The following is a 25,350-nucleotide window of genomic DNA, read 5'->3' as shown; positions in this document are numbered from 1 at the left end:
AGAACCTAGTATTTTCCGTTGAATTTCAGCCGGCTGGGCAGCGGCGGATAGTTCTTGCTCCGCGCTGCCTTGTCGATGAAGGTCTCGTCGAATGGCTGGTTCAGGTCGGCGCCGTCAAAGGGCAGCGCGCCCAGCGGGGTCTGGGGAAAGCGCGTGCTGTCCTCGGGCTGGATCGCCAGGCTGGCCCGTTGCGCCTCGCGCGCCAGTTCACGGGTCAGGCGCGTCGCCTCGCGGTCGGAACTGACGATCCGGGGCCGCAGCATGACGAGCAGGACACGCTGGTTCTTGGACCCGGACTTGCCCCGGAACAGCCCGCCCACGATGGGCAGCTTGGACACGCCCGGCACCCGCTGCGCGTTGGAGCCAAAGCCGTTTTCCAACAGCCCGCCCAGCATGATCACGTTGCCGTCGCGCACCAGGACGGTGGTGGACAGCGCGCGTTTGGCAGTGATCTCTCCGCCCGCCGAGGAGGTGGCATTGGTCAGGTTCGACACCTCCTGCTTGATCACCAGCCGCACGGTGCCGTCGGCGTTGATCTGCGGGGTCACGTTCAGGGTCAGGCCCACGTCCTGGCGTTCGATGGTCTGGAACGGCTCCTGAACGGCGCCCTGCCCCACCTGGGTGAACTGGCCGGTGACAAAGGGCACGTTCTGGGCCACCACGATCTCGGCCTCCTGCCCGTTCAGGGTCAGGATCGAGGGGGTGGAGAGCAGCCGCGTGCTGCGGGTTTCGGCGATGGCGGTCAGCAGGCCCGCGATGCCGGTGCGGGAATCCCCGGCCCGGCCACCGATCACGCCGCCGTTGCCCGGATTGGGCGCGTCGCCGTTCAGGACCGTGGACACGAGGCTGGTCAGGCTGGGCCGGCCTTCCAGCGCGAATTGAACGCCGCCGACGATGGCGTCGTTCAGGATCGCGCCGAACTGGACCGAAAGGTCGGCAAAGCCATCGACCGACATTTCGAAGATCACCGCCTCGACCAGCACCTGGGTCGGGCGGCGATCGAGGTGCTGCACCATCGCGACGATTTCATGCATCCGGTCGGCAGGGGCGGAAATCAGCAGAGAGTTGGTGCCCGGTTCCGGCACGATGCGGATCTGCCCGCCGGAGCCGTCGCCCTGGAAACTGCGCAACACGACATCGGCCAAGCTGGCCGCCTGGGCGTAGTTGACCTGCACCACCCGGCTTTGCTGGCTGTTGCGCTGCGCGTCCAGCCGTCCGGCAAGCACCCGCACCTGTTCGCGCAGCGACTGCGGCCCCAGCACCAGAAGCGCGTTGGACCGCGCATCGACGCTGACGCTGGCGCCATCGGGGACGATGCCCATCGACTGGATCACCTGCAACACCTCGCGCGCGTCGGCATTGCGCAGCCGTATCATCTCGATCGGCTCCGAGCGGGGCTGGTCGAGTTCCGAGATCAGTGCCTGGATGCGGCGATGGTTGCCGGCACGGTCGGACAGGATGATCAACCGCGCGTCGGGCACGGTGGAAATCACCGCCTCGGAAGGCAACAGGGGGCGCACCACGTCCACCACCTCTGACACCGTGATGTGATTGACCCGGATCACCCGGGTTTCATAGACACCGGACCCGGCGACACCGGGCGACAGCTCGCGCGCGGTGGTCAGCGGCACGATGCGGTCTGCATCGACACCCTTGACGATGGTCAGGCGATTGACCTCCAGCACGTTGAGAAAGATCTCATACAATGCGGCGGGGGTGACGTTTTCCGGCGCCAGCACGGTCACGGTGCCGCGCACGCCGGGGTCGATGACGAAATTCCGGTTCGTGGCCTCGGACACGATTTCCACGAAACTGCGCAGGTCTGCATCCCGCAGGTCCAGCGCGCCCTGCGCGCGGGTCAGCCCGGGGACCGTCACCAGGATTGCTAGGAGTAGCGCCACGCACCACGACCGGACCCACCCGGGGCCGGCCCTGTCGACCGAAGTTCCTGCCCGCACTTTCGTGCCCTCTCGATTATGTTCTTGCCACGTGTTTCGCGGTCATTTCGGGCAACATACCGCGAAACACGCGGCTTGTCTCCCCCCGGGTGGCGGGCTCAGTCGGTGAAGGCCAGAAAGGCGGGCGCGCCGTGGTTGTCCAGTCTTATGCCCCCCGCCTCGATTGCGGTGACGGTGATGCCGTCGGCCAGGGTATCGCCCACGCGCATCAGCCGCTCTCCGGTGGGATGCGAGACGATGGCCCAGCTGCTGTCGCCATTGCTGACCACGCCTTTCAGCGCAAAGCCGAGGCTGTCGATGGGGGGCGCGGGCGGCTGCGGTTCGTCCACGACGGGCGGCGTGGGCGGCTTCGGCGGCTGCGGTTCCGGAGGCTTGTAGCTACCAAACAGCGAGGGCCAGCGCATCGGCGGCTGCGGTTGGGGTAGGTCCAGCGCCAGCCCCGTGTCCGGCGTGGCCGAGGGCGCCGCGCGGGGCGCGGGCAGCGGGTCCTGCAGCGTGCTGTACAGGGTGTTCCCGGCCCAGATCGCGGCGGCCAGGGTCAGCGGAGTCAGGAGCCAGGCCAGCCAGCGCATCACGGTTTTCCATCCATCCCACGGGCGGGCTTGGGTTTTCGTGGACGCCGCCCCCGGTCAGGTGGTATCATGACCGTCGATCAAGGCAAACCTTGGCGACGTTGAGGACAGAGCAGATGATGATGGGACGGGTGATGCCGGCGCTGATGGCGCTTGGCGTGATGTTGCCGCTGGCGGCCTGTGACACCGCAGAGGGCAACGCTTCGGGCTTTCGCAAGAATTATTTCGTGGCGCGCTCGGCGCTTGAAGAGGGCGACTACGGCCAGGCCAACCGACAGTATGCCAGGCTGATGAGCAGCGCGGGGCCCTTCCTGCCGCGGATTCAGCTGGAATACGCGCACAGCCTCTTGCGCGCCGGAGACTATGCCCAAGCCGCCGATCTGGCCGAGGGCATGGCCATGAGCAGCGAGGGCGCGGCCAGTGCCGCGGCGCTGGCGGTCGCGGCCACGGCCCGGCACGAACTGGGGCTGGCGGCACTGGCAAAGGGCGACCGGCAGGGCGGCAAGGCCCAGCTGGAGCGCGCGCAGGTGGCGATGACGCAGGTTCTGGACACCCACCCCGAGCTTGATCCGCTGGGATCGCTCGCCGGCCGGCAAGCCAGCATCGCGGTGCGGCTGCGGGCGCTCTGATCGGGCATCAGCGGCGCCCCCAGCGGGCGCGGCGCCCCGGCGTGGGTCGGGCCTTGGCCTGTTCGCGCAGGAAGACGAAGACCCCCGCGCCGATGATCAGCACGCAACCGGCCCAGGTGGCCGGGACCGGCCATTCCCCGAAGATCATCCATCCCCAGAGGATCGCCAGCGGCAGGCCGATGTATTCGAAGGGCGCGATGGTCGCCGCGTCGGCCAGCCGGTAGGCCGCGCTGAGGCAATAGCCCACCACGCCCGAACAGATCCCCAGCCCCAGGAACACCAGCCAGTCGTCCGGCGAGGGCCAGACCCAGGCCCGCAACAGGAAGATGAGGCTTTCGTTTGTCACGCCCTCTGCATAGCGCCCGTCGCCCGCGACAAGGTAGAACACCGCCGAGACCATCAGGAAGGTACCCTGGATATAGACCGCCAGCGCCGAGGCCCGCGTCGTCATCCCCAGCCGCCGTGTCAGCACCTGCATCAGTGCGTAGAAACCCGCCGCGATCACCGGCAGCAGCATGACAAGGCGTGACACCGACAGGTCGGCCTTCCACGGTTCCTGCATGATGATCACCCCGGCAAAGCCCACCACGACCGCGCCGATCCGCAGCGGCCCCACCTTTTCCCCCAGGATCGGGATCGACAGCAGCGTGATCATCAACGGCGCGACAAAGAACAGCGCCGTCGCCTGCCCCAGCGGCAGCACCGCCAGCGCGCAGAAATAGGTCATGTTGGCACAGACGACGAGCAGCCCGCGCAAGAGGTGCAGCCCCGGCGTCGCGGTCCTGAGCAGGCCCAGCCCGCCCTCGGCAAAGACGAACCCGAAGGTAAAGACCAACCCGATGGCAGAGCGGGTAAAGACCATCTGGTGCAGCGGATAGCCGCCCGACAGGACCTTGATCAGCATGTCGTTGACGGAAATCGCGAGGATTCCGAGACAGATATAGAAGATGCCCAGCGCGGGGCGGTTGATCGCGGCGGTCGTGATGGAGGTCATGCAAAGGGCTTAGAACGCGGGGACCGGGGGTGCCAGTCTGTTTGCGACATGCATGTGCCCTATGCATTTCTGCTCAATTGCGCATCACGTCATGACGTTTAGGTTGCAGGCGTGCGAACAAGGAGGGCGGACCATGCCCACGGTAGAAATCCGCGACGTGCGGAAACGGTACGATGGCGGGTTCGAGGCGCTCAAGGGCGTCTCGCTCGACATCGAGGAAGGCGAAATCCTGGCCCTGCTCGGCCCCAACGGCGCGGGCAAGACCACGCTGATCTCGGCGATCTGCGGGATCACCCGCATCACCGATGGCAGCATTCGGGTCGGCGGACATGACGTTGTGACAGAGTTCCGCGCGGCGCGCAGCCTGGTCGGGCTGGTGCCGCAGGAAATGAACCTGGAACCCTTTCAGACGATCATCGCAGGGGTGCGGTTTTCGCGCGGGCTGTTCGGCAAGCGGCCAGACGAGGCGCTGATCGAACGCATCCTGCGGCGGCTGTCGCTCTGGGACAAGCGCAACGCCAAGGTGATGGAACTGTCCGGCGGCATGAAACGCCGGGTGCTGATCGCCAAGGCGCTGGCACATGAACCGCGCGTTCTGTTCCTGGACGAGCCGACGGCGGGTGTGGACGTGGAACTGCGTCGGGACATGTGGGACACGGTGGCCGAGCTGAAGCGCGATGGCGTGACCATCATCCTGACCACCCATTACATCGAAGAGGCCGAGGCCATCGCCGACCGGGTGGGCGTCATCAACAAGGGCGAGATCCTGCTGGTCGAGGACAAGGCCAGCCTGATGACCCGCATGGGCCAGAAGGAGCTGACCATCGAGTTGACCGACCCGGTCGACAGCGTGCCCCCTGCCCTGTCGGATTACGACCTGCGGCTGAGCGAGGACGGCGGCAGCCTGACCTACCGCTACGACACCGGGGCAGACCGCACCGGCATCGGGCGGCTGATGGGGCTTCTGGCCGAGGCAGGATGCCAGGTGCGCGACGTGCACACGGCGCAAAACTCGCTCGAGGATATTTTCGTCGGGCTGGTGGCCCGGCAGGAAGAGGAGAGCGCGGCATGAACCTTCCCGCGATCTGGGCCATCTACAAGTTCGAGATGGCCCGTTTCTTTCGCAGCATCCTGCAAAGCTTCGTCTCGCCCGTTATCTCGACCTCGCTGTATTTCGTGGTCTTCGGCGCGGCCATCGGGTCACGCATCGACCAGGTGGAGGGCGTAAGCTATGGCGCCTTCATCGTGCCGGGGCTGATCATGCTGTCAGTCATGACACAGGCGATTTCCAACGCCAGTTTCGGCATCTACTTCCCGAAATTCATCGGCACCATCTACGAGCTGCTCTCGGCCCCGGTGAACTTCCTGGAAATTGTGCTGGGCTTTGTCGGCGCGGCGGCGACCAAGGCGCTGTTCATCGGCGTGGTGATCCTGGGCACGGCGGCGTTTTTCGTCGACCTGCAGATCATGCATCCGGTGGCGATGGTCATCTTCCTGCTGCTGACCTGCATGAGCTTTTCACTCTTGGGGTTCATCATCGGGATCTGGGCCAGGAATTTTGAACAGCTGCAGCTGGTGCCCCTGCTGGTGGTGACGCCTCTGGTCTTCCTGGGCGGCAGTTTCTACTCGATCTCGATGCTGCCCCCGGCCTGGCAGACCGTCGCCTATTTCAACCCGGTGGTCTACCTGGTCTCGGGGTTCCGGTGGTCCTTCTTTGGCCTTGCCGATGTTCCGATCGCCGTCAGCTTGCTGGCGATCGCGGGGTTCACCGCGATCTGCCTTGCTGCGGTCTGGTGGATCTTCAAGACAGGCTGGCGCATCCGCACCTGACCGGGCGGCAGGTCAGGGCAGCGCGCCAAGCTGCTCTGACAGCGCCTGCGTCACGGCCTGCGGATGCGACATCGGGACCATGTGAGCGGCCCCGCCGACCACCATTTCAGAGGCCATCGGCAGGCGCGCCATCAGGCCGCGATGCACCTGGGCAATGACCGGAACGGTATCCGCCCCCCGCAACAGCGTGACCGGAAAGGTCAGCTTTTCCAGCCCGCCGGGCGCCAGCATCCCGGCGCGGTCCTGCCAGAGAGCCGGCTCTGTCGCGCGGACAAAGGGCATCTGGGCGGCCATGCCCCTCTGCACTTTTTCGGGGAAACTGGCCCAGGGCACCCCCCCGCCCCACAACCGGTTGAAACCGCGCGCGGCCTCCAGAAGGTTCCCGGTGTCGACGTCGGCGTATAGCGCATCCTCGGCGGATTTGTGGTCACGCTTCAGCGCGCTGTCAGGGGCCGCGGCAAAGAAAACCGGCTCGATCAGCAGGAGCGAGGCAATGCGCCCGGGCGCTTCCAACGCCAGCCGCAGAGCAAGCGTGGCGCCAAAGCTGTGGCCCGCGAGATGAATGCCGTCGGTCAGATGCGGGCGGAGCGCGGCGCAGGCGGCATCATGAACGTCTTCCCCCTCGGGAAAGGACGGGCTGCGTCCGTGGCCTGGCAGATCCGGGGCGCGGAAATGGCACCGGCCCTCCAGCGCCTGCGCCACCGCTTTCCACATGCCGCCCTGTCCAAGACCGCAGTGCAGGGCCAGCACCTCTGCCGGCCCCTGCCCCCAGTCCCGCCAATGCAGCCCCGTCTCGGGGCCCGCGTCGCGCATCAGAGCTTGCCCGCCAGATGCGCGTCCAGGTCGTCCAGCCGGTCATTGCCCCAGAAGACCTGGCCGCTGTCGACGACATAGGTCGGCGCGCCAAAGACGCCCTTTTCCACCGCCTCTTCGAGGTTGGCGGGATAGGTCTCGGCCCCGGCCAGCAGGCCGGTGTCCGCCAGAGACGGGTCGAAACCGGCTTCGGAGAGGCAGGCCTTGATCACCGCGTCCTCGGCGATGTCCTTGTCCTGCGCCCAGCAGGCCGCCAGCAGCCCGTGCACCAGCCTGCCCATGTCGCCGCCGCCCGCCTTCTGGGCGGCGATCACCGCATAGGAGGAGGGCGCCGGGTTGGTCGGGAAATGCGCCGGCTTGATATTCACCGGCAGGCCGGTCTTCTTCGCGGCGCGCTCTATCTCCTGCAGGCGATAGGCCTGCCGGTTGGGATGACGCTGCCCCGGCGGTACGCCCCCGGTGCGACCAAAGAGGGCGATGATATCGAAGGGCTTGTAGGCGATACTGGCGCCATGTTTCGCAGCGATCTCTTCCAATCGCGTGCCCGCAAAATAGGAAAAGGGCGAAATCGTGGAGAAGAAGTAGTCGATATGAGCCATGCTGTCGCCTTCCGGTGCCTGTGCTGGCGCCGACCGTAGGCCCATGCTAACGGGACCGCAACATCGTCACGAATCCGTCATCCGCCGAGGACGCATCACATGCCCACCGTCATCGAACCCAAACTGATCGCCGGCAACGCCAACAAGCCGCTGGCACAGGCCATCGCCCGCCGCATGTCGCTGTACCGCGGCATGACCGTCGGCCTCGTGGATGCCCGCGTCGAGCGGTTCAACGACCAGGAGATCTTTGTCGAGGTCTTCGAGAACGTCCGCGGCGAGGACATGTTCATCCTGCAGAGCACCTCAAACCCGGCCAACGACAACTTGATGGAACTGCTGATCATGTCGGACGCGCTGCGCCGGTCGTCGGCGGCACGCATCACCGCCGTGATCCCCTATTTCGGATATGCCCGCCAGGACCGCCGCACCAAGGCCCGCACGCCGATCACCGCCAAACTGGTGGCCAACATGATCGCCGAGGCCGGGATCGAGCGGGTGCTGACGATGGACCTGCACGCCGCGCAGATCCAGGGCTTTTTCGACATCCCGGTGGACAACCTCTATGCCTCGCCGATCTTCGCGCTGGACATCAAGAAACAGTTCGACGACCTGAGCGACGTGATGGTGATCTCGCCGGACGTCGGCGGCGTGGCCCGCGCGCGGGAACTGGCCAAGCGGATCGAGGCGCCGCTGTCGATCGTGGACAAGCGCCGCGAGAAACCCGGCGAAGTCGCCGAGATGACGGTGATCGGCAACGTCACGGGCAAGCGCTGCATCATCGTCGATGACATGTGCGACACCGCCGGAACGCTCTGCAAGGCCGCCGAGGTGCTGATGGAACACGGCGCGACCGAGGTCCACGCCTATATCAGCCACGGCGTCATGTCCGGCCCGGCTGTCGAGCGCGTCACCAAATCGGTGATGAAATCGCTGGTTCTGACCGACTCGATCCAGCCGACCGCCGCCGTTGCCGGGGCTCCGAACATTCGCATCCTGCCGACCGCCCCGATGTTTGCGCAGTCGATCCTGAACATCTGGAACGGCACTTCTGTCTCGTCCCTGTTCGAGACCGAAACCCTTGGCCCGATCTACGAAGGCATCCTCTGACCGTCAGGAGGCGGCAATGGCAAGACAACACTGGCTCACTGCGTTTTCCTTTCTCGGTGTGCTGTCGGGCGCGCCGGGACAAGCGCAGGAGATCGACGCACATGCGGTCTACGAACGTGCCTGCGCCGGTTGCCATTCCGCGCATGCGGGCGATTTCGTCTTTGAAAGCCTGATCGCCAGCGGCGAGGGCCTGGTCGGCAAGAAAACCGGGAGGCCTGTCGCCGCCATGCTGTCCGCAGGGCACGGCAGGCTGACCGCCGAGGAAGCCGAGGCGTTGGCCGCGCAGTTCATCGCCATCCACGAAGGCGGGCGCCTGTTCCAGCGCAAATGCTATGTCTGCCACCAGCGCGCCGTCGTCCTGTCGCGGTTGAAACTGATCGAACAGGACGGTCGCCTTGTGGGCCGCTACACGGGCCGCGATATCGAGAGCTTTCTGGTCGAGCACGGCCGCCTGACGCCCGACGAGGTGCCGCTGATGCTGGACCGGCTGAGCGCGCAACTCAAGTAACGCCGGACCGCACGCTCACAGGTCCCAGTCGTCCTCGCTCTTGACCTCGCCGATGGCGAGCCAGCTCATGCGGACGCGGGCGACACGCGTATCGCCCCAGGTGCGAAAGACAAGATCGCAGCCGCTGCGCGTGACGTTTTCGGCGGTGACATCGGCCCGAATGTTTGCGCGCTGGTCGATATCCCAGAGCGACATGGCCACCTGAACCGTTGGCGGTGTCCGGAAAGGTTCCGAGAAGCTGACGGCCTTGCGGCGCTCGCGGCTGCCCTCTCCCGTCCACATGTCGCCGCCGGTGGCAAACTCGGAAAAGACTTCCTCGTCTCCCTGGTCGATTCCGACCCGGCTGCCGGTCAGTTTCTTCATGTCCTGCCCTTCTCCATCCCTGCGAAGATAGTTCTGCAATCGGGCGGAATTGTGAAGGCCGATCATCCGCTTACAGCGGACCCGTCCCACCTTGCAGGTCCAGAACGCCAACCTCTGCCAGGCCACCCAGCACGGCATCCACCGCCACGGTCGCCAGGATGATCCCCATGACACGGGAAATCACCAGCGCGCCGGAATTGCCGAGCAGCTTTTTCAGCAGCGTCCCCAACAGAAGCAAAAGCAGCGTCAGGAGCAGGACAACCGTCAACAGGACCGCCGTGGCGATCTGATCGGGGATCGAGTTCTGATGATTGTCCGTCAGCACGACAACCGCCAGCATCGCGCCGGGCGAGGCGATGGAAGGCATCGCCAGCGGAAAGATCGCGCCGGACAGGTCACTGCGCCCGGCCTCCTCGATCTCCCGCTCCGGTTTGGATTCGCCAAAGATCATGGTCAGCGCAAATAGGAACAGGACGATCCCGCCCGCGATCTGGAAGGAGCCGAACCGCAGCCCCAGGCCCTCCAGCAGGAGTTGCCCGACGACGAGGAAGGCCATCAGGACGATCCAGGCCACCAGCACCGCGCGCAGGGCGAAACGCCAATGCAGCGCCGCCGGCACGGCAGCCGTGGCGAAATAGAACACCGGGAGCGAACCGATCGGGTCGATCACCACCAGCAACGTGATGAATTCGCGCAACAGGGCGCTGGGGTCGTACACCATGACAGAAATTTCCGCGCGCGCCGTCCCACAGGCGGGCCGGTCATGGGCCTCCTGTCAGATCGCGCCCTTTCATGCAAGGCGACAGGCCTTTTTGGCGGTCAGGCGGCGGGCGCCTGCTGCCGTCCCGGGCGCAGAGGCCAGAAGACAAGCGCACTGAGAATGAGCAAGAGGGCTGTCATCAGGAAAGGCGCCCCGGGCAGGTAGACCCCGGCGTCCGGCGCGGCAAAGGTCCGGAACAGAGGGGTCACGATCAGCGGCGCGGTGATGGCCGCAACGGCGCTGAGGCTGGCAATGACACCCTGCAACACCCCCTGCCGGTCCTCGTCCACGAGGTTCGAGGCGATGCCGGTGGCATTCGGCGGTGCCATGTCGGACAGGCAGGCAAACGGCAGGAAGGCCCAGACCAGCCAGGCCGCCGAGATGAACCCGTAGGCGACAGAGGCAATGACGCCGGCAGCCACCGCCACCATCAGCGTGCGCCATTCGCCGATGCGCGGGATCATCACCCGCATCAACCCGCCCTGGGTGATGACAACCCCTATGCCATAGGCCGCCAGCGACAGGCCGATCAGATGCGAGGGCCAGCCAAAGGCCTCGCGCGTCCAGAAGGCCCAGAGCACCGGATAGACCATGTTGGCGAACTCGAAGAGGAACAGGCCGAACAGTGGCAGGCCCAGCCCGGGCAGACGCGCCGCGGCCAGGATACTCCCGAAGGGGTTGAGATCCTTGCGGTCGAACCCGCGGCGTTTCTCGACCGCAAGGCTTTCGGGCAGGACAAAGAGGCCAAACAGGAAATTCGCAGCCGCCAGTCCCGCCGCTGCCCAGAAGGGCGCGGTGACATGGATACCGGCCAGCAGGCCGCCCAGGGCGGGGCCAAAGATGAACCCGACACCAAAGGCCGCCCCGATCAGGCCGAAGTTCGCGGCCCTGTCCTTGGGCGCCGAGATATCGGCCAGGTAAGCCGAGGCGGTGATATAGGTGGCGCCAGCGATCCCGGCCAGGAAACGGCCCACCAGCAACAGCCAGAACGTCCCCGCCAGCGCCATGATGACATAGTCCACCGCCAGCGCCGCCAGCGTGACCAGAAGCACCGGCTTGCGCCCCAGGGCATCGGAAATGCCCCCCATCGCGGGCGAAAACAGGAACTGCGCGCCGGCATAGGTGGCCAGCAGGACACCGCCCCAGAAGGCCCCTGTGGCCGTGTCCCCGGCGCCGACGCGTGCCATCAGGTCCGGCATGATGGGAAAGATCAGCCCGATGCCGATGGCATCGAGCAGGATCATGGCGAGGATGAACCAGACGGCGCCGCGTTTCGTTTCCATGTCGTCAGTCCCGGGGTCGCCGCACAAAACCGGCGGGTCACAAAAAATGAAAGGCCCCGCCGGATGGCAGGGCCTTGTCAGAATAGTCTGTCCGGTGCCTCAGATCGAGGGCTGTTTCGGGTCCAGACCGATATGCGTGCCGACAGCCACCATGTCCTGCAGCAGCTTGACCGCGTCGTCCACCAGGCCCGGATGCTCGGCGGTTTCCTTGGTCTGCTGGTAGATGCGGTGAGCCTCGTCCACCAGGGCCTCGTAGGTGGCCTGGTCGACGTCCGCGCGCGGCAGGGCCTTTTCGGCCAGCACCGAAAGGCTCTCGCCGATCTCGGCGAAACCGCCGGTCACGACGAACTGCTCGGTGCCCTTGGCGGTCTCGACCGTCAGGATGCCGGGGCGCAGCGTGGTGATCAGCGGCGCGTGGTTCGGCATGGCGGTCAGGTCGCCGTCGGCGCCCGGGATCTGAACCGAGGTCGCCTCGGTCGACAGCAGGCGGCGCTCGGGCGACACCAGGTCGAATTGCATCGTATCTGCCATGTTGTCCTCCGTTCAGGCCGGGGGCGCGGCAGGCGCCCCCGAGCGGTGGATTGGATCAGGCAGCCTCGGCGGCCAGTTTCTCGGCCTTGGCGAGCACCTCGTCGATGCCGCCAACCATGTAGAAGGCCGCCTCGGGCAGGTGGTCGTATTCACCGGCAACAACCGCCTTGAACGACTTGATCGTGTCTTCCAGCGGAACCTGCACGCCGTCCGAGCCGGTAAAGACCTTGGCCACGTCGAAGGGCTGCGACAGGAAGCGCTGGATCTTGCGGGCACGGGCCACGGTCAGCTTGTCCTCTTCGGACAGTTCGTCCATCCCGAGGATGGCGATGATGTCCTGGAGCGACTTGTAACGCTGCAGGATACCCTGAACGTCACGCGCCACCTGGTAGTGCTCTTCGCCCACGATCTGCGGGTCCATCAGGCGCGAGTTCGAGTCGAGCGGGTCCACGGCGGGGTAGATGCCGAGTTCCGAGATCGCACGGTTGAGAACCGTGGTCGCGTCGAGGTGCGCAAAGGTGGTGGCAGGTGCGGGGTCGGTGAGGTCGTCCGCGGGGACGTAGACGGCCTGGATCGAGGTGATCGAACCCGACTTGGTCGAGGTGATGCGTTCCTGCATGGCGCCCATGTCGGTGGCCAGCGTCGGCTGGTAGCCCACGGCCGAGGGGATACGGCCGAGCAGAGCCGACACCTCGGAACCTGCCTGGGTGAAGCGGAAGATGTTGTCCACGAAGAACAGAACGTCGGTCCCGGACTGGTCACGGAACTGCTCGGCCAGGGTCAGGCCGGTCAGGGCGACGCGGGCACGTGCACCCGGAGGCTCGTTCATCTGACCGTAAACCAGGGCCACCTGCGATTCCGACAGGTTGTCGGGTTTGATGACGTTGGATTCGATCATCTCGTGATACAGGTCGTTGCCCTCACGGGTCCGTTCACCAACACCGGCGAACACGGAGAAGCCCGAGTGCACCTTTGCGATGTTGTTGATCAGTTCCATGATGAGAACGGTCTTGCCCACGCCGGCACCACCGAAGAGGCCAATCTTGCCGCCCTTCGAGTAGGGCGCCAGCAGGTCGATGACCTTGATGCCGGTGACGAGGATTTCCGATTCCGTCGACTGCTCCTGGAAGGCCGGGGCCTCGGCGTGGATCGGGCGGTATTCGTCGGCGTTGATCGGCTCGCCTTCGTCGACCGGCTCGCCGATGACGTTCAGGATGCGGCCGAGGGTTGCGTTGCCGACCGGCACCGAGATCGGCGCGTCCGTGTCGGTCACGATCTGGCCGCGAACCAGACCTTCGGTTGCGTCCATCGCGATGGTGCGGACGGTGTTTTCACCAAGGTGCTGGGCCACTTCCAGCACCAGCTTCTTGCCGTTGTTGTCGGTGGTCAGCGCGTTCAGGATTGCCGGCAGGTGGTCGTCGAACTGAACGTCGACCACGGCGCCAATCACCTGGGTGACCTTGCCTTGTGCGTTTGCCATGTTTCGTCTCCGGGTGTCTTTAGAGCGCCTCGGCGCCCGAGATGATTTCGATCAGTTCGTTGGTGATGACGGCCTGACGCGAGCGGTTGTATTCGATGGTCAGCTTGTCGATCATCTCGCCTGCGTTGCGGGTCGCGTTGTCCATTGCGGACATCCGTGCACCCTGTTCCGACGCGCCGTTTTCCAGCAGAGCCGCGAAGATCTGCGTCGCGACACCACGCGGCAGCAGGTCGGCGAGGATCGCCTCTTCGTCGGGCTCGTAGTCGTAGAGCGTGCTCTCGCCCGCATCGTCCGACCCTTCGCTTTCATAGGCCGCGGGGATGATCTGCTGGGCGGTCGGGATCTGCGCGATGACAGACCGGAACTGCGCGTAGAAGATCGTCGCCACGTCGAATTCGCCACCGTCGAACCGGGCCAGCACATCGCGGGCGATGTCCTGGGCATTGCCGTAGCCGATGCGCTTGACCTCGGAGAGGTCAACGTGTCCCACGAAGAGATTGCCGTAGTCACGCTTCAGCTGCTCGCGGCCCTTCTTGCCGACGGTCAGGATCTTGACCGTCTTGCCTTCGGCCTGGAGCTTTTCGGCATGGGTCTTTGCCAGCTTCACAATGTTGGTGTTGAAGCCGCCGCAGAGCCCCCGCTCGGAGGTCATGACCACCAGCAGTTGCACGTCCGACTTGCCGGTCCCCGCCAGAAGGCGGGGAGCTGCATCACTGTCACCGACCGAGGCCGCAAGCGACGCCATCACACCATTGAAGCGTTCCGCGTAGGGGCGGGCCGCCTCGGCCGCGTCCTGGGCGCGGCGCAGTTTTGCTGCCGCGACCATCTGCATGGCCTTGGTGATCTTGCGCGTCGACTTGACGCTCTCGATCCTGTTTTTTAGGTCCTTCAGGCTGGGCATCTGATGATCCCCTTACGAGAAGTCGGCGGCGTATTCGTCGAGAACCGCTTTGATCTTGGCTTCGTTGTCACCCTTGATCTTGGGATCTTCGTTGGTGATCCAATCCAGCAGATCCTGGTGCTTGCCACGGACATGGGCCAGCAGGCCCTTCTCGAAACGGCCCACGTCAGAGACCTTGACCTTGTCGAGGTAGCCCAGCGTACCGGCGCAGATCACGACGACGATCTCGGCGTTGGTCAGCGGCGAGTACTGCGGCTGCTTCATCAGCTCGGTCAGGCGCGCACCGCGGTTCAGCAGCTGCTGGGTGGCGGCGTCGAGGTCGGAACCGAACTGCGCGAAGGCGGCCATCTCGCGGTACTGGGCGAGCGACAGCTTGATCGGGCCGGCAACCGATTTCATCGAGTTGGTCTGAGCCGAGGAGCCCACACGCGAAACCGACAGACCGGTGTTCACGGCGGGGCGGATGCCCTGGTAGAACAGTTCCGTTTCAAGGAAGATCTGGCCGTCGGTGATCGAGATCACGTTGGTCGGGATGAAGGCCGACACGTCGCCGCCCTGGGTTTCGATGATCGGCAGCGCGGTCAGCGAGCCGGCACCGTTGTCCTCGTTCAGCTTTGCCGAACGCTCCAGCAGGCGCGAGTGGAGGTAGAAAACGTCGCCCGGGTAAGCTTCGCGGCCCGGCGGGCGGCGCAGCAGCAGGGACATCTGGCGGTAGGACACGGCCTGCTTGGACAGGTCATCGTAGATGATCAGCGCGTGCTTGCCGTTGTCGCGGAAGTACTCGGCCATCGCGGTCGCGGCGTAGGGCGCCAGGAACTGCATCGGCGCCGGGTCGGAGGCGGTGGCGGCCACGACGATCGAGTAGTCGATGGCGCCGGTCTCTTCCAGCTTCTTCACCAGCTGGGCCACGGTCGACCGCTTCTGGCCGACGGCGACGTAGACGCAGTACAGCTTTTCCGAGTCGTCCTTGGCCGCGTCGTTGTACGACTTCTGGTTCAGGATCGCGTCCAGGGCGACGGCGGTCTTGCCGGTCTGACGGTCGCCGATGATCAGCTCGCGCTGGCCACGGCCGATCGGGATCATGGCGTCGACGGCCTTGAGGCCGGTCGCCATCGGCTCGTGCACCGATTTACGCGGGATGATGCCCGGCGCCTTGACGTCCGCGACGCGACGCTCGGACGCCTCGATCGGGCCCTTGCCGTCCAGCGGGTTGCCCAGACCGTCGACAACGCGGCCCAGCAGGGCCTCGCCGGCGGGCACGTCCACGATGGAGTTGGTGCGCTTGACGGTGTCGCCTTCCTTGATGTCCCGGTCGGAGCCGAAGATCACGATACCGACGTTGTCGGTTTCCAGGTTCAGCGCCATGCCCATGATGCCGCCGGGGAACTCGACCATTTCACCCGCCTGGATGTTGTCGAGGCCGTAGACACGGGCGATACCGTCACCGACCGAGAGCACGCGACCGATCTCGGCAACTTCGGCGTCCTGGCCGAAGTTCTTGATCTGGTCCTTCAGGATCGCAGAAATCTCTGCAGCTTGGATACCCATTTATCCGACCTCTTTCATTGCATTCTGGAGGGAGTTGAGCTTCGCACGGATCGACGTGTCGATCATCTTCGAGCCCACCTTGACGACAAGACCGCCGATGAGGCTTTCATCGACGGTCGCATTGATCTTTACGTCCTTGCCGACCTTTGCCTTCAGCGCGTCCGCCAGCTGGGCCGCCTGGGCATCGGTCAGGGCCTGGGCAGAGGTCACTTCTGCGGTGACTTCGCCTTTTTCCTTTGCGATCATCTCGCGCAGGAGGGTGACCATCTGCGGGACCACGAAGAGGCGGCGCTTGGAGGCCATCAGCCCCAGCACGTTGGTCATGGCCGGCATCAGGCCCATCTTCGAGGCGACGGCCTTGATGGCGGCGCCCTGCGCATCGCGCGAGTAGACGGGGTTCACCAGGAGATCCCGCAGGTCAGCGCTTTCATCCAGCGCGGCAGAGAGATCATCCAGGTTGCCTTCGAGCGTGGGAAGCTCGCCGGCCTCCTTCACGATCTCGAAGACGGCGGTGGCATAGCGCTCTGCGATGCCGGAGGAAATCGATGCTGAGTCAGACACGTCCACCCTTCCGATAGTAAGCCGCCATGTTACGCGCGCCCCGGGTCCGGGGCGGCGTCTGGCAGCGTTTCCATACCTTGACCTGCGTCAAAGCAATCAAATCGTGGCGGATGTAGCAGAGCCTCCCCCACCTCGCAACATGCTTAGGAAAGATAAACGCTTGCGCTAAATGTATTGTTTTCAATGGCTTGGCAAAAACACCCCTTTTAGTGCGACCTTTCGTGCTCTGCCAAGGTGCCTCAAAGCCACAGTTTTTGCTGCAAATGCACGATTCCCGGGCAGTTTCGGGCGCCTCTGACCGCATTTGCCGCAGGTCACAGAGCCTTTTTGCCCCGAATTTGCCCGCACAGGGCAGAATCCGGTCCCTTGGCGCCTCCGGGGCGGGCTCAGATCGGCTTGGCCTTGCCCGCCGGACTGAGCACCTCCAGCGGATTGAGAACCTTGGCGGCCTCGCCCACCCCGCGGCGCGACGGCGGGTGCCGCTTGGAGGCCTCGACCATCATGACACCGCCCGCCGTCACGGGCACCGCGCGACCCATGCGTTCCCAGACCGGGCCGGTCTTCATCCAGAACCGGCGGGTCGATGGCGGCTGGTACAGCACCGAGACATGCGCCTCGGGGACGAAGTCATGCCGTTTCAGTTGCGCCTCGAGCTGGCCCAGCGAATAGGGCCGCCCATAGCCGAAAGGCGTGTGATCCGCCCGCGCCCAGATCCCCGCCCGGTTCGGCAGGATGAACAGCGCCCTGCCCCCCGGCCCCAGCACGCGGTACGCCTCGTCCAGCAAGTCCGACGGCCGTTCCGAGGTTTCCAGCCCGTGCATCAGAATCAAGCGGTCGGTATGGCCCGTCTCCAGCGGCCAGAGCGTTTCTTCGCTGAGCACCGAGACATTGGGCATACCGGCGGGCCAGGTCATGACCCCCTGCGGCGCGGGCATCAGGGCAACAACCCTGCGCGCCTCTTTCAGGTAGGGGCGCAGCATGGGCACGGCAAAGCCATAGCCCACCACCGTCTGGCCCTTCGTCTCGGGCCAGAAACGCTGAACCTGAGTGCGCAGGATCTTTTGCGCCGCGCGCCCCAGCGCACTGCGGTAGTAGAAATCGCGTAACACCTGCACATCCAGATGCATTGATACCCCAGCCCCGATGCGCCACTCTGACGATGTGCGCATCCTGACAAAGCCGCGAAGGAAAGACCATGCCCCTCGAGATCGTGACCGTCCCCTGCCTCTCGGACAACTACGCCTACCTTGTCCACGGCCCCGACGGCGTGGCCCTTATCGACGCCCCCGAGGCCGGGCCGATCATCGAGGCGCTGGAGGCCCGTGGCTGGTCGCTGGGCGTCATCATGATCACGCACCACCATCACGACCACGTCGGCGGTGTCGCCGAGCTGCGCGAGAAATACGGCTGCCCTGTCATGGGACCGAAGGCCGAAGTGGACAAGTTGCCGAAACTGGACATGGCGCTGGACCCGGGGTTTTCCGGCGGCACCGGGGACGGCCTCTGCGAGGTGATCGCCGTTCCGGGCCATACGTTGGGCCATATCGCGTTTTACTACCCCCGCGGCGGCGCTGTCTTTACCGCCGACAGCCTGATGGCCCTGGGATGCGGGCGCATCTTCGAGGGCACGCCTCAGATGATGTGGGATAGTCTGGAAAAGCTGGCCTCTCTGCCCCCGGAAACCGTGGTATACTCGGGACATGAATACACAACGGCGAATGCCGCATTTGCCCTGACCATTGAACCGGAGAACCAAGCGCTTATCTCTCGCAAGCGGGAGATCGACGCAGCCCGCGCCGAGGGGCGGCCCACCGCACAGGTGCCGCTTTCGGTCGAACTTGAAACAAATCCCTTCCTCCGAGCCACCACCGACAGCGTGAAACGGGCCGTCGGCCTGCCGGGCGGAACGGATGCAGAGGTCTTTGCAGAGGTGCGCGCGCGCAAGGACCGGTTCTGATCACGTACACGGCAGGTTTCGCCCGTTTGTCCAAAAGTGATGCAGGAACCTTGAGAAAAAACTTGAAGAGTGGCCGCAATCGACCAAACTTTAATACTATGAGGCAATGCTGATCCTCACGGATCGGCGCAGACAAGAGGAGCACTCCCGTGCCTTCATTCTCGAACACACTTGAGCAGGCAATTCATTCGGCGCTGGCGTTGGCGAACTCTCGCAGCCATGAATTCGCCACGCTTGAACACCTTCTTCTTGCGCTGATCGACGAACCGGATGCCTCCCGCGTGATGAAAGCCTGCTCGGTCGACACCGAGGAGCTGCGCACCACGCTGGTCGAATTCATCGACGACGATCTGTCGAACCTCGTGACCGATGTCGAAGGGTCCGAGGCGGTGCCGACCGCTGCGTTCCAACGTGTGATCCAGCGCGCGGCGATCCACGTCCAGTCCTCGGGCCGGACCGAGGTGACGGGCGCAAACGTCCTGGTCGCCATCTTCGCCGAACGCGAATCGAATGCCGCCTACTTCCTGCAGGAACAGGACATGACGCGCTACGACGCGGTGAATTTCATCGCGCATGGCGTCGCCAAGAACCCCGCCTACGGCGAGGCGCGGCCCGTCCAGGGCGCAACCGAGGCCGAGGAAGAGGCGCAGCAGGCCGAGGCCGCCGCCCCCGGTTCGGACAAGGAATCGGCACTGGCGAAATACTGCGTCGATCTCAACGCCAAGTCGCGTGACGGCGACGTCGATCCGCTGATCGGCCGCAATGCCGAGGTCGAGCGCTGCATCCAGGTGCTCTGCCGCCGCCGCAAGAACAACCCGCTTCTGGTGGGTGATCCCGGCGTGGGCAAGACCGCCATCGCCGAAGGGCTGGCACGCAAGATCGTCGCTGGCGAAACCCCCGAGGTGCTGGCGAACACCACCATCTACTCGCTCGACATGGGGGCTCTGCTGGCCGGCACGCGCTATCGCGGCGACTTCGAGGAACGGCTCAAGGCCGTGGTGCAGGAGCTTGAGGAACACCCTGACGCGGTGCTCTTCATCGACGAGATCCACACCGTGATTGGCGCCGGGGCCACCTCTGGCGGGGCAATGGATGCCTCCAACCTGCTGAAGCCCGCGCTGCAGGGCGGCAAGCTGCGCACGATGGGGTCGACCACCTACAAGGAATTCCGCCAGCACTTTGAAAAGGATCGCGCCCTGTCCCGCCGGTTCCAGAAGATCGACGTGAACGAGCCGTCGGTCGAGGACACCGTGAAGATCCTCAAGGGCCTGAAGCCCTATTTCGAGGAGCACCACAGCGTCAAATACACCGGCGACGCCATCAAGACCGCCGTGGAGCTTTCGGCGCGCTACATCAATGACCGCAAGCTGCCCGACAAGGCCATCGACGTGATCGACGAGGCCGGCGCGGCGCAGCACCTTGTGGTCGCCTCCAAGCGGCGCAAGTCAATCGGCACCAAGGAGATCGAGGAGGTCGTGGCCAAGATCGCCCGCATCCCCCCGAAAAACGTCTCCAAGGACGACGCAGAGGTGCTCAAGGACCTGGAAAACACGCTCAAGCGCGTGGTCTTTGGCCAGGACAAGGCGATCGAGGCCCTCAGCTCGGCAATCAAGCTGGCCCGTGCCGGCCTGCGCGAACCGGAAAAGCCCATCGGCAACTATCTGTTCGCAGGCCCGACCGGGGTCGGCAAGACCGAGGTTGCCAAGCAATTGGCGGACAGCCTTGGCGTGGAACTGCTGCGCTTCGACATGTCCGAGTACATGGAAAAACACGCGGTCTCTCGCCTGATCGGCGCGCCTCCGGGATATGTCGGCTTTGACCAGGGCGGCCAGTTGACCGACGGCGTCGACCAGCACCCGCACTGCGTGCTGCTGCTGGACGAGATCGAGAAGGCGCACCCGGATGTCTACAACATCCTGCTGCAGGTCATGGACCACGGCTCACTGACCGATCACAACGGTCGCACGGTGGACTTCCGCAACGTGATCCTGATCATGACCTCGAACGCCGGGGCGACCGAACAGGCCAAGTCGGCCATCGGCTTTGGCCGCGACCGCCGCGAGGGCGAGGACACGGCGGCCATCGAGCGGACCTTCACGCCGGAATTCCGCAACCGCCTGGACGCGGTGATCAGCTTTGCACCGCTGCCCAAGGACACCATCCTGCAGGTTGTCGAAAAGTTCGTACTGCAGCTTGAAGCGCAGCTCATGGATCGCAACGTGACCATCGAGCTGACCAAGCCCGCTGCCGAATGGCTGGCGGACAAGGGCTACGATGACAAGATGGGCGCCCGCCCGCTGGGGCGCGTGATCCAGGAACACATCAAGAAGCCGCTGGCCGAGGAACTGCTCTTCGGCAAGCTGGCCAAGGGCGGTGTGGTCAAGGTCTCGGTCCGCGATGGCGAGCTGTTCCTCGACCTAAGCGGCCCGGACAACCCGCGCCTCGGTTCCAAGAAGCCGCCGCTTTTGACCGCGGAATGACGCACGCGCGCGCCGCCCTTGCGGCCGCGCTGGCCCTGATCTCCTCCGTCCCGCCTGCCGGGGCGGAGGATTTTCGCCTTTCGGTGCCGCTGGATTGCACCCTGGGCGAGACCTGTTTCATCGAGGATTACGTCGACAACGACCCCACGCAGGGCCGCCACAGGGATTTCGCCTGCGGCATCAATTCCCGCGACGGGCACAAGGGCACGGATTTTGCCCTGCTCGACTTTGGTGCCATCGGTGAGGGTGTGTCGGTTCTGGCCGCCGCGCCCGGCGTGGTCAAACGCACCCGGGATTCGATGCCCGATGACCGGTTGATGCGGGGCGTCACCTCGGAAAATGCCTGCGGAAACGCGGTGCTGATCGATCACGGCGGGGGCTGGCAGACGCTCTATTGCCACTTACGGCTCGGCTCTGTCTCGGTCGCGCCTGGCGACCTGGTTCAACCCGGTGATCCGCTGGGCCTTGTCGGTCTCTCGGGTCAGACAAACCACCCCCATGTGCACCTGACGCTCCTGCGCGACGGCCAGGTGGTCGACCCTTTCCGCCCCGAGGCCACGGGCACCTGCGGCGATCCCGGCCCGTCTCTCTGGACCGAACCGCCCGCCTACACAAGGACGGGCCTCGTCACCGCCGGGTTCTCGGATGCGGTGCCGACACTGCAGGCGGTGGGCGACGGCTCTGCCCGGCGTCCAACCCTGGGCCCGGACGAGGCGATGGTCGTCTATGCCCACCTGGGTTACGCCCAGCCCGGCGACGTCCTGACGCTTTCAGCGGAAAGCCCTGCCGGGACCGACCTGTTTCGCCGCGCCATCACATTGGACAGCGACCAGGCCAGCCAGATGCAGGCCCTGGGTCGCAAGGCCCCTCCCTCGGGCTGGCCTGCCGGGGAATACCTAGGCCGTGCCAGGCTGACCCGCGACGGCAAGGTCATCGCCCATCGCTTCGCACATGTGACCGTCTCGAACTGAGCGCGACGCAAGCGCGTTGCAACGCACTTGCCGCCCGGAGATCAGCGTTCCGTCAGTTTCAACTCGATGCGCCGGTTCCGCGCCCGCGCCTCCGGCGTGTCCGCGGGATCGATCGGCTGGAACTCGCCAAACCCGTTGGCAGACAGCCGGTTGGGCGGAATGTCGTAGTTGTCGATCATGTCGCGCACCACGGACAATGCCCGCGCCTGGCTGAGCTCCCAGTTGTCGGCAAAATCTCCCCCCGGACGAATCTTCTGGCTGTCGGTATGACCGTCCACCCGGATCACCCAGTCGATGCCCTGAGGAATGTCCCCGGAAATGTCGCGCAGGATCTGCGAGACCTTCTCGATCTCGCGCCGACCTGCCGCCGAAAGATCGGCCGACCCCACCTCGAACAGCACCTCTGACGAGAACACGAAACGGTCACCCTCGATCCGGATGCCTTCGCGGTCGCCCACGACCGCGCGCAGCTTGCCAAAGAACTCGGAGCGATAGCTTTCCAGGTCCTTCTTCTCGGCCTCCAGCCTTTTGGCCCTTTCTTCCTCAAGCTTGCGCTTTTCCTCTTCAGCCTTGCGGCGCGCCTCTTCGGCCAGGCGGCGGCGCCGTTCTTCCTGCGCCACACGCGCGATCGCCGCGTTCAGTTCCGCCCCGAGGTTCTGCAGCCGGACCTCGGCCGCCGCGTCGCGGGCCTTGGAATCATCCAGCAGCGCCTGCAGCTCGCTCAGTTGCCGGCGCAACTCGGCCACGTTCTGGTTCAGCGCCTCGACCTGCAGTTCGGCCTTGGTCGCGCGCTCCTCCGTCAGGGCCAGCTTTTCACGCGCCGTGTTGAGCAGGATCTGCCGCTCCTCGACCTCGTCCAGCCGCGCGTCCAGTTTCAGTTCCGCCGCCTCCTGCGCGGCAAGGGCTGCGGCAAGCCGGTCGCGTGTTTCATCAACCGTCGTCTCCGCGGCCATGCGCGCGGCCAGTGCGGCGGCCAGCTTTTCCTCCAGCGTGCGGGTGTCGTCGCTCTGTTCGGCGGCCCGGGCCTCGGCCTCGGCCAATTGCTGGCGCAACTCGGCGATCACCGCATCGCGCCGCGCATCACGGGACCGCAAGGCATCCAGCTCAGAGGCAATCCGGTCGATCCGGGCCTTGAGCAGGTCCAGTTCCGCGTCCTTGGCCGCCCCCCGGCCATCCGCCTCGGCCAGCCGGCGGCCAAGGTCGGCGTTCTCGGTTTCCAACGAGATGACACGGGTCAGGCCCTGTGCCGCGCGCGCCTGCGAGGCCTCGAGCCGGGTGCGCAGCTGCGCCAGTTCACCGCGAAGCACCTCCAGCTCGGCGGCCTCGGCGGTGCGGTCCTCGGCCCGGGCCTCGGCCTGCGCCAACTCCTGCTGCAGGCGGGCCATCTGGGCGTCGCGCTCGCTCGCGCGGGCGCGGGCCGCATCGAGGTCCGCCGACAAGCGCGTGTTCGTCGCCCGCAGCGCGGCAACCGCGGCATCCTGCTGCGCCGCCTCACCGCCCAACCGGGCCAGGCGCGCCGACAGATCGGCATTCTCGCTTTGCAGACGCTCGATCCGGTCGCCGCGATCCTCGACCCGTTTCAGCGCCGAATCCAGCTGCGCCTGGACCTGGGCCACCTGCCCGCGCAGGCCTTCGATCAGCTCTGTCCGCTCGGTCACACGTCCCTGAGCCTGGGCCAGTTGCGCCTCCAGCGCGGCCACATGGTCCTGCAACGAGGCCACGGCGCCGCGCGCATCGCCCACGTCCCCCCGCGCGCGCGTCAGCGCGGCGTCCAGCCGGTCCCGTTCTGCCTGCAGTTCGGCCAGCGCCGCGGCGCGATCATCAGCCTGCCCCTCGGCCGCCGACAGGTCCGAGACCAGGGCTTCGTTGCGCGCCCGCAGCGCCTCCAACTCGGTCCGGAGCGCCTCTGCCTCGGCCAGCCGGGCCAGCGCCTGGGCCAGTTGCGCGGAAAGATCCGTCAGCCGCGAGGCGCGCGCCGCGGCCTCGGCCTGCGCGTCCTTCAGGGCACGTTCGGCCAGGGTGCGTGCCGCCGTTTCCCGCGCCAGCGCCTGTTCGGCGTCGCGCTGCGCCTTCAGGGCCTCGGTCAGGTCGCCGCGCAGCCCCGCAAGGCGGCTGTCGGTCTGCGCCCCCTGTGCCCGTGCATCGGCCAGCGTTTCCTCAAGCTCCGAGATCCGGGCCAGCGCCGCGTCGATGCGGCTCTGCAGGGCGCGCGCCTCGCGCTCGCCATCGGCGAGCACGGTGGCCAGTTCCTCGTTCAGCCTGGCCTCGTCCTGCCGTGCCCGCGACAGGGCCGCCTCCAGCTCGGTGATGCGGGCCAGCGCCGCATCCACCTGCGTCTGCAGCGTTGCGGGCGGTGCCTCGGTGGGCCCAAGCCCGGCAGTCAGTTTCTCACCGGCCTTTGCGGCCTCGTCCAGGTCCGCCTCCAGCCGGGCGATGCGCGCCGTCGCGTCGTCGATCCGGGCCTTGAGCCGCTGCGCCTCCAGCGCGCTTTCATCCCGCAGGTCGGCCAGCTGCGCGGTCAGGCGGGTTTCGTTCCGCCGCGCCTCGGCCAATTGCGCCTCCAGCGCGTCGATGCGCGCTTGCAGGTCGTCACCTTGCTGTTGCCGGGCAAGCAACGCCGCCGCCAGTTGCGCGTTCAGGTCCTTTTCCGCCTCCCGGGCCGCTGCCAGCAAGGTCAACGTCTCCTCGGCCCGGGCGCGCTCCTGTTCCAAGGCCAGCGTCATGGCGGTCAGTTCCGCATCAGCCTCTTCCAGCCGCTTGCGCAGGGCTGCGGCCGCCTCTGCCTCGGCCAGCTTGGCCTGTTCCTCTTCGGTCAGGGCTTTTTCGGCCTCGTCGAGATCGGCGGACAGCGCGGCGATGCGCGCGTCACGGTCCGCGTTGCGGGCGCGCAGATCGGTGATCAGCGCCTTCATCGCCTCGCGCCGGGCGGCGGCCAGCCTGGCGGCTTCGGCCTGTTCGTCGATCTCGCTTCGGGCCGTGGCAAGCGCGGCGGTCAGTGCATCGCGTTCGTCGGTCAGTTCGTCGCGTTCCTCGGCCAGGGCGTCGCGGGCGACGGTCAGATCCTGAACCTCGTCGCGCGCCGTGTCCCGCTCCAGCAACAGGGTGGCCACGCGCTCTTCGAAGGTCGCGATGCGGGCGGCAGCAGCGGCAAGCTGATCCGCCTGCCTGTCGCGGGTGGCGGTCAGGCTATCGATGATGGTCTGCTGTTCGGCCAGTTGCAGGTCCCGGTCGCTCAGCGTCGAGGTCATGCGGCTCAGTTCTGTTTCCAGCCGCGTTGCGCGGGTGCGTTCCACGCCCAGCGCCTTGGACAGGGCCGTGATCTCGGCGCTGAGCGTGTCCAGTTCGCTTTCCTGCCCCGAGATCGTCTCGTTCAGCACGAACTGCATGACCATGAAGATCGACAGGACAAAGGTCAGCACCAGCAGAAGGCCGGTCATCGCATCCACGAAACCCGGCCAGATCGAGGCCTGAAAGCGCGCACCTGTGCGTCGCGACAGGGCCATGC

The 25,350-nt window shown here is 65.8% G+C and carries 23 protein-coding genes; 8 read left to right on the top strand and 15 right to left on the bottom strand.

Annotated elements, in window-relative coordinates:
• Window positions 1-5: 5 nt before the first annotated feature.
• Together gspD and PVW46_RS05405 are read right to left on the bottom strand one after the other, a co-directional pair.
• Complete coding sequence (gspD, locus tag PVW46_RS05410; RefSeq protein WP_069207931.1) at window positions 6-1,901, bottom strand: type II secretion system secretin GspD; 1,896 nt, start codon at window positions 1,899-1,901, stop codon at window positions 6-8.
• Window positions 1,902-2,056: 155 nt separating this feature from the next.
• Entirely contained in the window at window positions 2,057-2,530 is a 474-nt protein-coding gene (locus PVW46_RS05405; RefSeq protein WP_043142461.1) for a type II secretion system protein N, read from the bottom strand.
• A 116-nt stretch (window positions 2,531-2,646) separates the two neighbouring features.
• On the opposite strand from PVW46_RS05405, the gene PVW46_RS05400 reads away from it, so the two are divergent.
• Window positions 2,647-3,159, top strand: a complete 513-nt coding sequence (locus PVW46_RS05400; RefSeq protein WP_043142463.1) for an outer membrane protein assembly factor BamD — start codon at window positions 2,647-2,649, stop codon at window positions 3,157-3,159.
• 7 nt (window positions 3,160-3,166) lie between these two features.
• Here PVW46_RS05400 and PVW46_RS05395 read toward each other — a convergent pair whose 3' ends face one another.
• Window positions 3,167-4,153, bottom strand: a complete 987-nt coding sequence (locus tag PVW46_RS05395) for a DMT family transporter (protein WP_172429031.1) — start codon at window positions 4,151-4,153, stop codon at window positions 3,167-3,169.
• 133 nt (window positions 4,154-4,286) lie between these two features.
• On the opposite strand from PVW46_RS05395, the gene PVW46_RS05390 reads away from it, so the two are divergent.
• Complete coding sequence (locus tag PVW46_RS05390; protein WP_069207930.1) at window positions 4,287-5,225, top strand: ABC transporter ATP-binding protein; 939 nt, start codon at window positions 4,287-4,289, stop codon at window positions 5,223-5,225.
• Window positions 5,222-5,983: an ABC transporter permease gene (locus PVW46_RS05385; protein WP_043142467.1), complete on the top strand. Its 762-nt coding sequence runs from the start codon at window positions 5,222-5,224 to the stop codon at window positions 5,981-5,983. Before PVW46_RS05390 ends, PVW46_RS05385 begins: the two co-directional genes overlap by 4 nt.
• A 12-nt stretch (window positions 5,984-5,995) precedes the next feature.
• On the opposite strand, the gene PVW46_RS05380 is transcribed toward PVW46_RS05385, so the two are convergent.
• Window positions 5,996-6,796: an alpha/beta fold hydrolase gene (locus PVW46_RS05380; RefSeq protein ID WP_069207929.1), complete on the bottom strand. Its 801-nt coding sequence runs from the start codon at window positions 6,794-6,796 to the stop codon at window positions 5,996-5,998.
• On the bottom strand, window positions 6,796-7,395 hold the full coding sequence (locus PVW46_RS05375; RefSeq protein ID WP_069207928.1) for a 2-hydroxychromene-2-carboxylate isomerase: 600 nt from the start codon (window positions 7,393-7,395) through the stop codon (window positions 6,796-6,798). The genes PVW46_RS05380 and PVW46_RS05375 overlap by 1 nt, the downstream gene beginning before the upstream one ends.
• 99 nt (window positions 7,396-7,494) lie before the next feature.
• Here PVW46_RS05375 and PVW46_RS05370 point away from each other — a divergent pair, with 99 nt between their 5' ends.
• Together PVW46_RS05370 and PVW46_RS05365 are read left to right on the top strand one after the other, a co-directional pair.
• The gene (locus PVW46_RS05370) at window positions 7,495-8,502 is read left to right on the top strand and encodes a ribose-phosphate pyrophosphokinase (RefSeq protein WP_043142475.1); all 1,008 of its coding nucleotides are present in this window, start codon (window positions 7,495-7,497) and stop codon (window positions 8,500-8,502) included.
• Between the two features lie 16 nt (window positions 8,503-8,518).
• On the top strand, window positions 8,519-9,010 hold the full coding sequence (locus PVW46_RS05365) for a hypothetical protein (RefSeq protein ID WP_069207927.1): 492 nt from the start codon (window positions 8,519-8,521) through the stop codon (window positions 9,008-9,010).
• 15 nt (window positions 9,011-9,025) lie between these two features.
• Here the strand turns inward: PVW46_RS05365 and PVW46_RS05360 are convergent, their stop codons facing one another.
• The 9 genes from PVW46_RS05360 to PVW46_RS05320 all read right to left on the bottom strand — a co-directional run bounded on the left by PVW46_RS05360 (window position 9,026) and on the right by PVW46_RS05320 (window position 17,564).
• On the bottom strand, window positions 9,026-9,373 hold the full coding sequence (locus tag PVW46_RS05360; protein WP_043142481.1) for an H-type lectin domain-containing protein: 348 nt from the start codon (window positions 9,371-9,373) through the stop codon (window positions 9,026-9,028).
• 70 nt (window positions 9,374-9,443) lie between these two features.
• Window positions 9,444-10,094 carry a MarC family protein gene (locus tag PVW46_RS05355; protein WP_069207926.1) on the bottom strand — a complete coding sequence of 217 codons (651 nt, stop codon included), beginning with the start codon at window positions 10,092-10,094 and terminating at the stop codon, window positions 9,444-9,446.
• Window positions 10,095-10,192: 98 nt separating this feature from the next.
• Window positions 10,193-11,416: an MFS transporter gene (locus PVW46_RS05350; protein WP_069207925.1), complete on the bottom strand. Its 1,224-nt coding sequence runs from the start codon at window positions 11,414-11,416 to the stop codon at window positions 10,193-10,195.
• 99 nt (window positions 11,417-11,515) lie between these two features.
• Window positions 11,516-11,947: a F0F1 ATP synthase subunit epsilon gene (locus PVW46_RS05345; RefSeq protein ID WP_043142492.1), complete on the bottom strand. Its 432-nt coding sequence runs from the start codon at window positions 11,945-11,947 to the stop codon at window positions 11,516-11,518.
• 55 nt (window positions 11,948-12,002) lie between these two features.
• Entirely contained in the window at window positions 12,003-13,427 is a 1,425-nt protein-coding gene (gene atpD / locus PVW46_RS05340) for a F0F1 ATP synthase subunit beta (protein ID WP_043142494.1), read from the bottom strand.
• A gap of 19 nt (window positions 13,428-13,446) precedes the next feature.
• On the bottom strand, window positions 13,447-14,328 hold the full coding sequence (locus PVW46_RS05335; RefSeq protein ID WP_043142497.1) for a F0F1 ATP synthase subunit gamma: 882 nt from the start codon (window positions 14,326-14,328) through the stop codon (window positions 13,447-13,449).
• Window positions 14,329-14,340: 12 nt separating this feature from the next.
• A complete protein-coding gene (gene atpA, locus PVW46_RS05330; protein ID WP_069207924.1) occupies window positions 14,341-15,876 on the bottom strand; it encodes a F0F1 ATP synthase subunit alpha in 1,536 nt (511 codons plus the stop codon).
• Window positions 15,877-16,443: a F0F1 ATP synthase subunit delta gene (locus PVW46_RS05325; RefSeq protein ID WP_043142504.1), complete on the bottom strand. Its 567-nt coding sequence runs from the start codon at window positions 16,441-16,443 to the stop codon at window positions 15,877-15,879.
• Window positions 16,444-16,823: 380 nt separating this feature from the next.
• Entirely contained in the window at window positions 16,824-17,564 is a 741-nt protein-coding gene (locus PVW46_RS05320) for a methyltransferase domain-containing protein (RefSeq protein ID WP_043142507.1), read from the bottom strand.
• Between the two features lie 68 nt (window positions 17,565-17,632).
• On the opposite strand from PVW46_RS05320, the gene gloB reads away from it, so the two are divergent.
• From gloB to PVW46_RS05305, 3 genes are all read left to right on the top strand, one after another.
• Window positions 17,633-18,394 (top strand): hydroxyacylglutathione hydrolase, encoded by a 762-nt coding sequence (gene gloB / locus PVW46_RS05315; RefSeq protein WP_069207923.1) that lies wholly within the window; start codon window positions 17,633-17,635, stop codon window positions 18,392-18,394.
• 149 nt (window positions 18,395-18,543) lie between these two features.
• Window positions 18,544-20,874 carry an ATP-dependent Clp protease ATP-binding subunit ClpA gene (gene clpA / locus PVW46_RS05310; protein WP_043142511.1) on the top strand — a complete coding sequence of 777 codons (2,331 nt, stop codon included), beginning with the start codon at window positions 18,544-18,546 and terminating at the stop codon, window positions 20,872-20,874.
• Complete coding sequence (locus PVW46_RS05305) at window positions 20,871-21,845, top strand: M23 family metallopeptidase (protein ID WP_052244517.1); 975 nt, start codon at window positions 20,871-20,873, stop codon at window positions 21,843-21,845. The genes clpA and PVW46_RS05305 overlap by 4 nt, the downstream gene beginning before the upstream one ends.
• A gap of 41 nt (window positions 21,846-21,886) precedes the next feature.
• On the opposite strand, the gene PVW46_RS05300 is transcribed toward PVW46_RS05305, so the two are convergent.
• On the bottom strand, window positions 21,887-25,348 hold the full coding sequence (locus PVW46_RS05300; protein ID WP_069207922.1) for a peptidoglycan -binding protein: 3,462 nt from the start codon (window positions 25,346-25,348) through the stop codon (window positions 21,887-21,889).
• Window positions 25,349-25,350 lie beyond the last annotated feature (2 nt).

This window comes from Mameliella sp. AT18 (assembly GCF_028807275.1).
In the GTDB taxonomy this organism is placed as follows: domain Bacteria; phylum Pseudomonadota; class Alphaproteobacteria; order Rhodobacterales; family Rhodobacteraceae; genus Antarctobacter; species Antarctobacter albus.
This window is presented reverse-complemented; position numbering and strand designations above follow the sequence as displayed.

What these genes read in the sequence shown, in the direction of transcription:
- PVW46_RS05405 (WP_043142461.1), bottom strand. Translation starts at nt 2,530, where the DNA reads ATGCGCTGGCTGGCCTGGCTCCTGACTCCGCTGACCCTGGCCGCCGCG.
- PVW46_RS05400 (WP_043142463.1), top strand. Translation starts at nt 2,647, where the DNA reads ATGATGATGGGACGGGTGATGCCGGCGCTGATGGCGCTTGGCGTGATG.
- PVW46_RS05395 (WP_172429031.1), bottom strand. Translation starts at nt 4,153, where the DNA reads ATGACCTCCATCACGACCGCCGCGATCAACCGCCCCGCGCTGGGCATC.
- PVW46_RS05390 (WP_069207930.1), top strand. Translation starts at nt 4,287, where the DNA reads ATGCCCACGGTAGAAATCCGCGACGTGCGGAAACGGTACGATGGCGGG.
- PVW46_RS05385 (WP_043142467.1), top strand. Translation starts at nt 5,222, where the DNA reads ATGAACCTTCCCGCGATCTGGGCCATCTACAAGTTCGAGATGGCCCGT.
- PVW46_RS05380 (WP_069207929.1), bottom strand. Translation starts at nt 6,796, where the DNA reads ATGCGCGACGCGGGCCCCGAGACGGGGCTGCATTGGCGGGACTGGGGG.
- PVW46_RS05375 (WP_069207928.1), bottom strand. Translation starts at nt 7,395, where the DNA reads ATGGCTCATATCGACTACTTCTTCTCCACGATTTCGCCCTTTTCCTAT.
- PVW46_RS05370 (WP_043142475.1), top strand. Translation starts at nt 7,495, where the DNA reads ATGCCCACCGTCATCGAACCCAAACTGATCGCCGGCAACGCCAACAAG.
- PVW46_RS05365 (WP_069207927.1), top strand. Translation starts at nt 8,519, where the DNA reads ATGGCAAGACAACACTGGCTCACTGCGTTTTCCTTTCTCGGTGTGCTG.
- PVW46_RS05360 (WP_043142481.1), bottom strand. Translation starts at nt 9,373, where the DNA reads ATGAAGAAACTGACCGGCAGCCGGGTCGGAATCGACCAGGGAGACGAG.
- PVW46_RS05355 (WP_069207926.1), bottom strand. Translation starts at nt 10,094, where the DNA reads ATGGTGTACGACCCCAGCGCCCTGTTGCGCGAATTCATCACGTTGCTG.
- PVW46_RS05350 (WP_069207925.1), bottom strand. Translation starts at nt 11,416, where the DNA reads ATGGAAACGAAACGCGGCGCCGTCTGGTTCATCCTCGCCATGATCCTG.
- PVW46_RS05345 (WP_043142492.1), bottom strand. Translation starts at nt 11,947, where the DNA reads ATGGCAGATACGATGCAATTCGACCTGGTGTCGCCCGAGCGCCGCCTG.
- atpD (WP_043142494.1), bottom strand. Translation starts at nt 13,427, where the DNA reads ATGGCAAACGCACAAGGCAAGGTCACCCAGGTGATTGGCGCCGTGGTC.
- PVW46_RS05335 (WP_043142497.1), bottom strand. Translation starts at nt 14,328, where the DNA reads ATGCCCAGCCTGAAGGACCTAAAAAACAGGATCGAGAGCGTCAAGTCG.
- atpA (WP_069207924.1), bottom strand. Translation starts at nt 15,876, where the DNA reads ATGGGTATCCAAGCTGCAGAGATTTCTGCGATCCTGAAGGACCAGATC.
- PVW46_RS05320 (WP_043142507.1), bottom strand. Translation starts at nt 17,564, where the DNA reads ATGCATCTGGATGTGCAGGTGTTACGCGATTTCTACTACCGCAGTGCG.
- gloB (WP_069207923.1), top strand. Translation starts at nt 17,633, where the DNA reads ATGCCCCTCGAGATCGTGACCGTCCCCTGCCTCTCGGACAACTACGCC.
- PVW46_RS05305 (WP_052244517.1), top strand. Translation starts at nt 20,871, where the DNA reads ATGACGCACGCGCGCGCCGCCCTTGCGGCCGCGCTGGCCCTGATCTCC.
- PVW46_RS05300 (WP_069207922.1), bottom strand. Translation starts at nt 25,348, where the DNA reads ATGGCCCTGTCGCGACGCACAGGTGCGCGCTTTCAGGCCTCGATCTGG.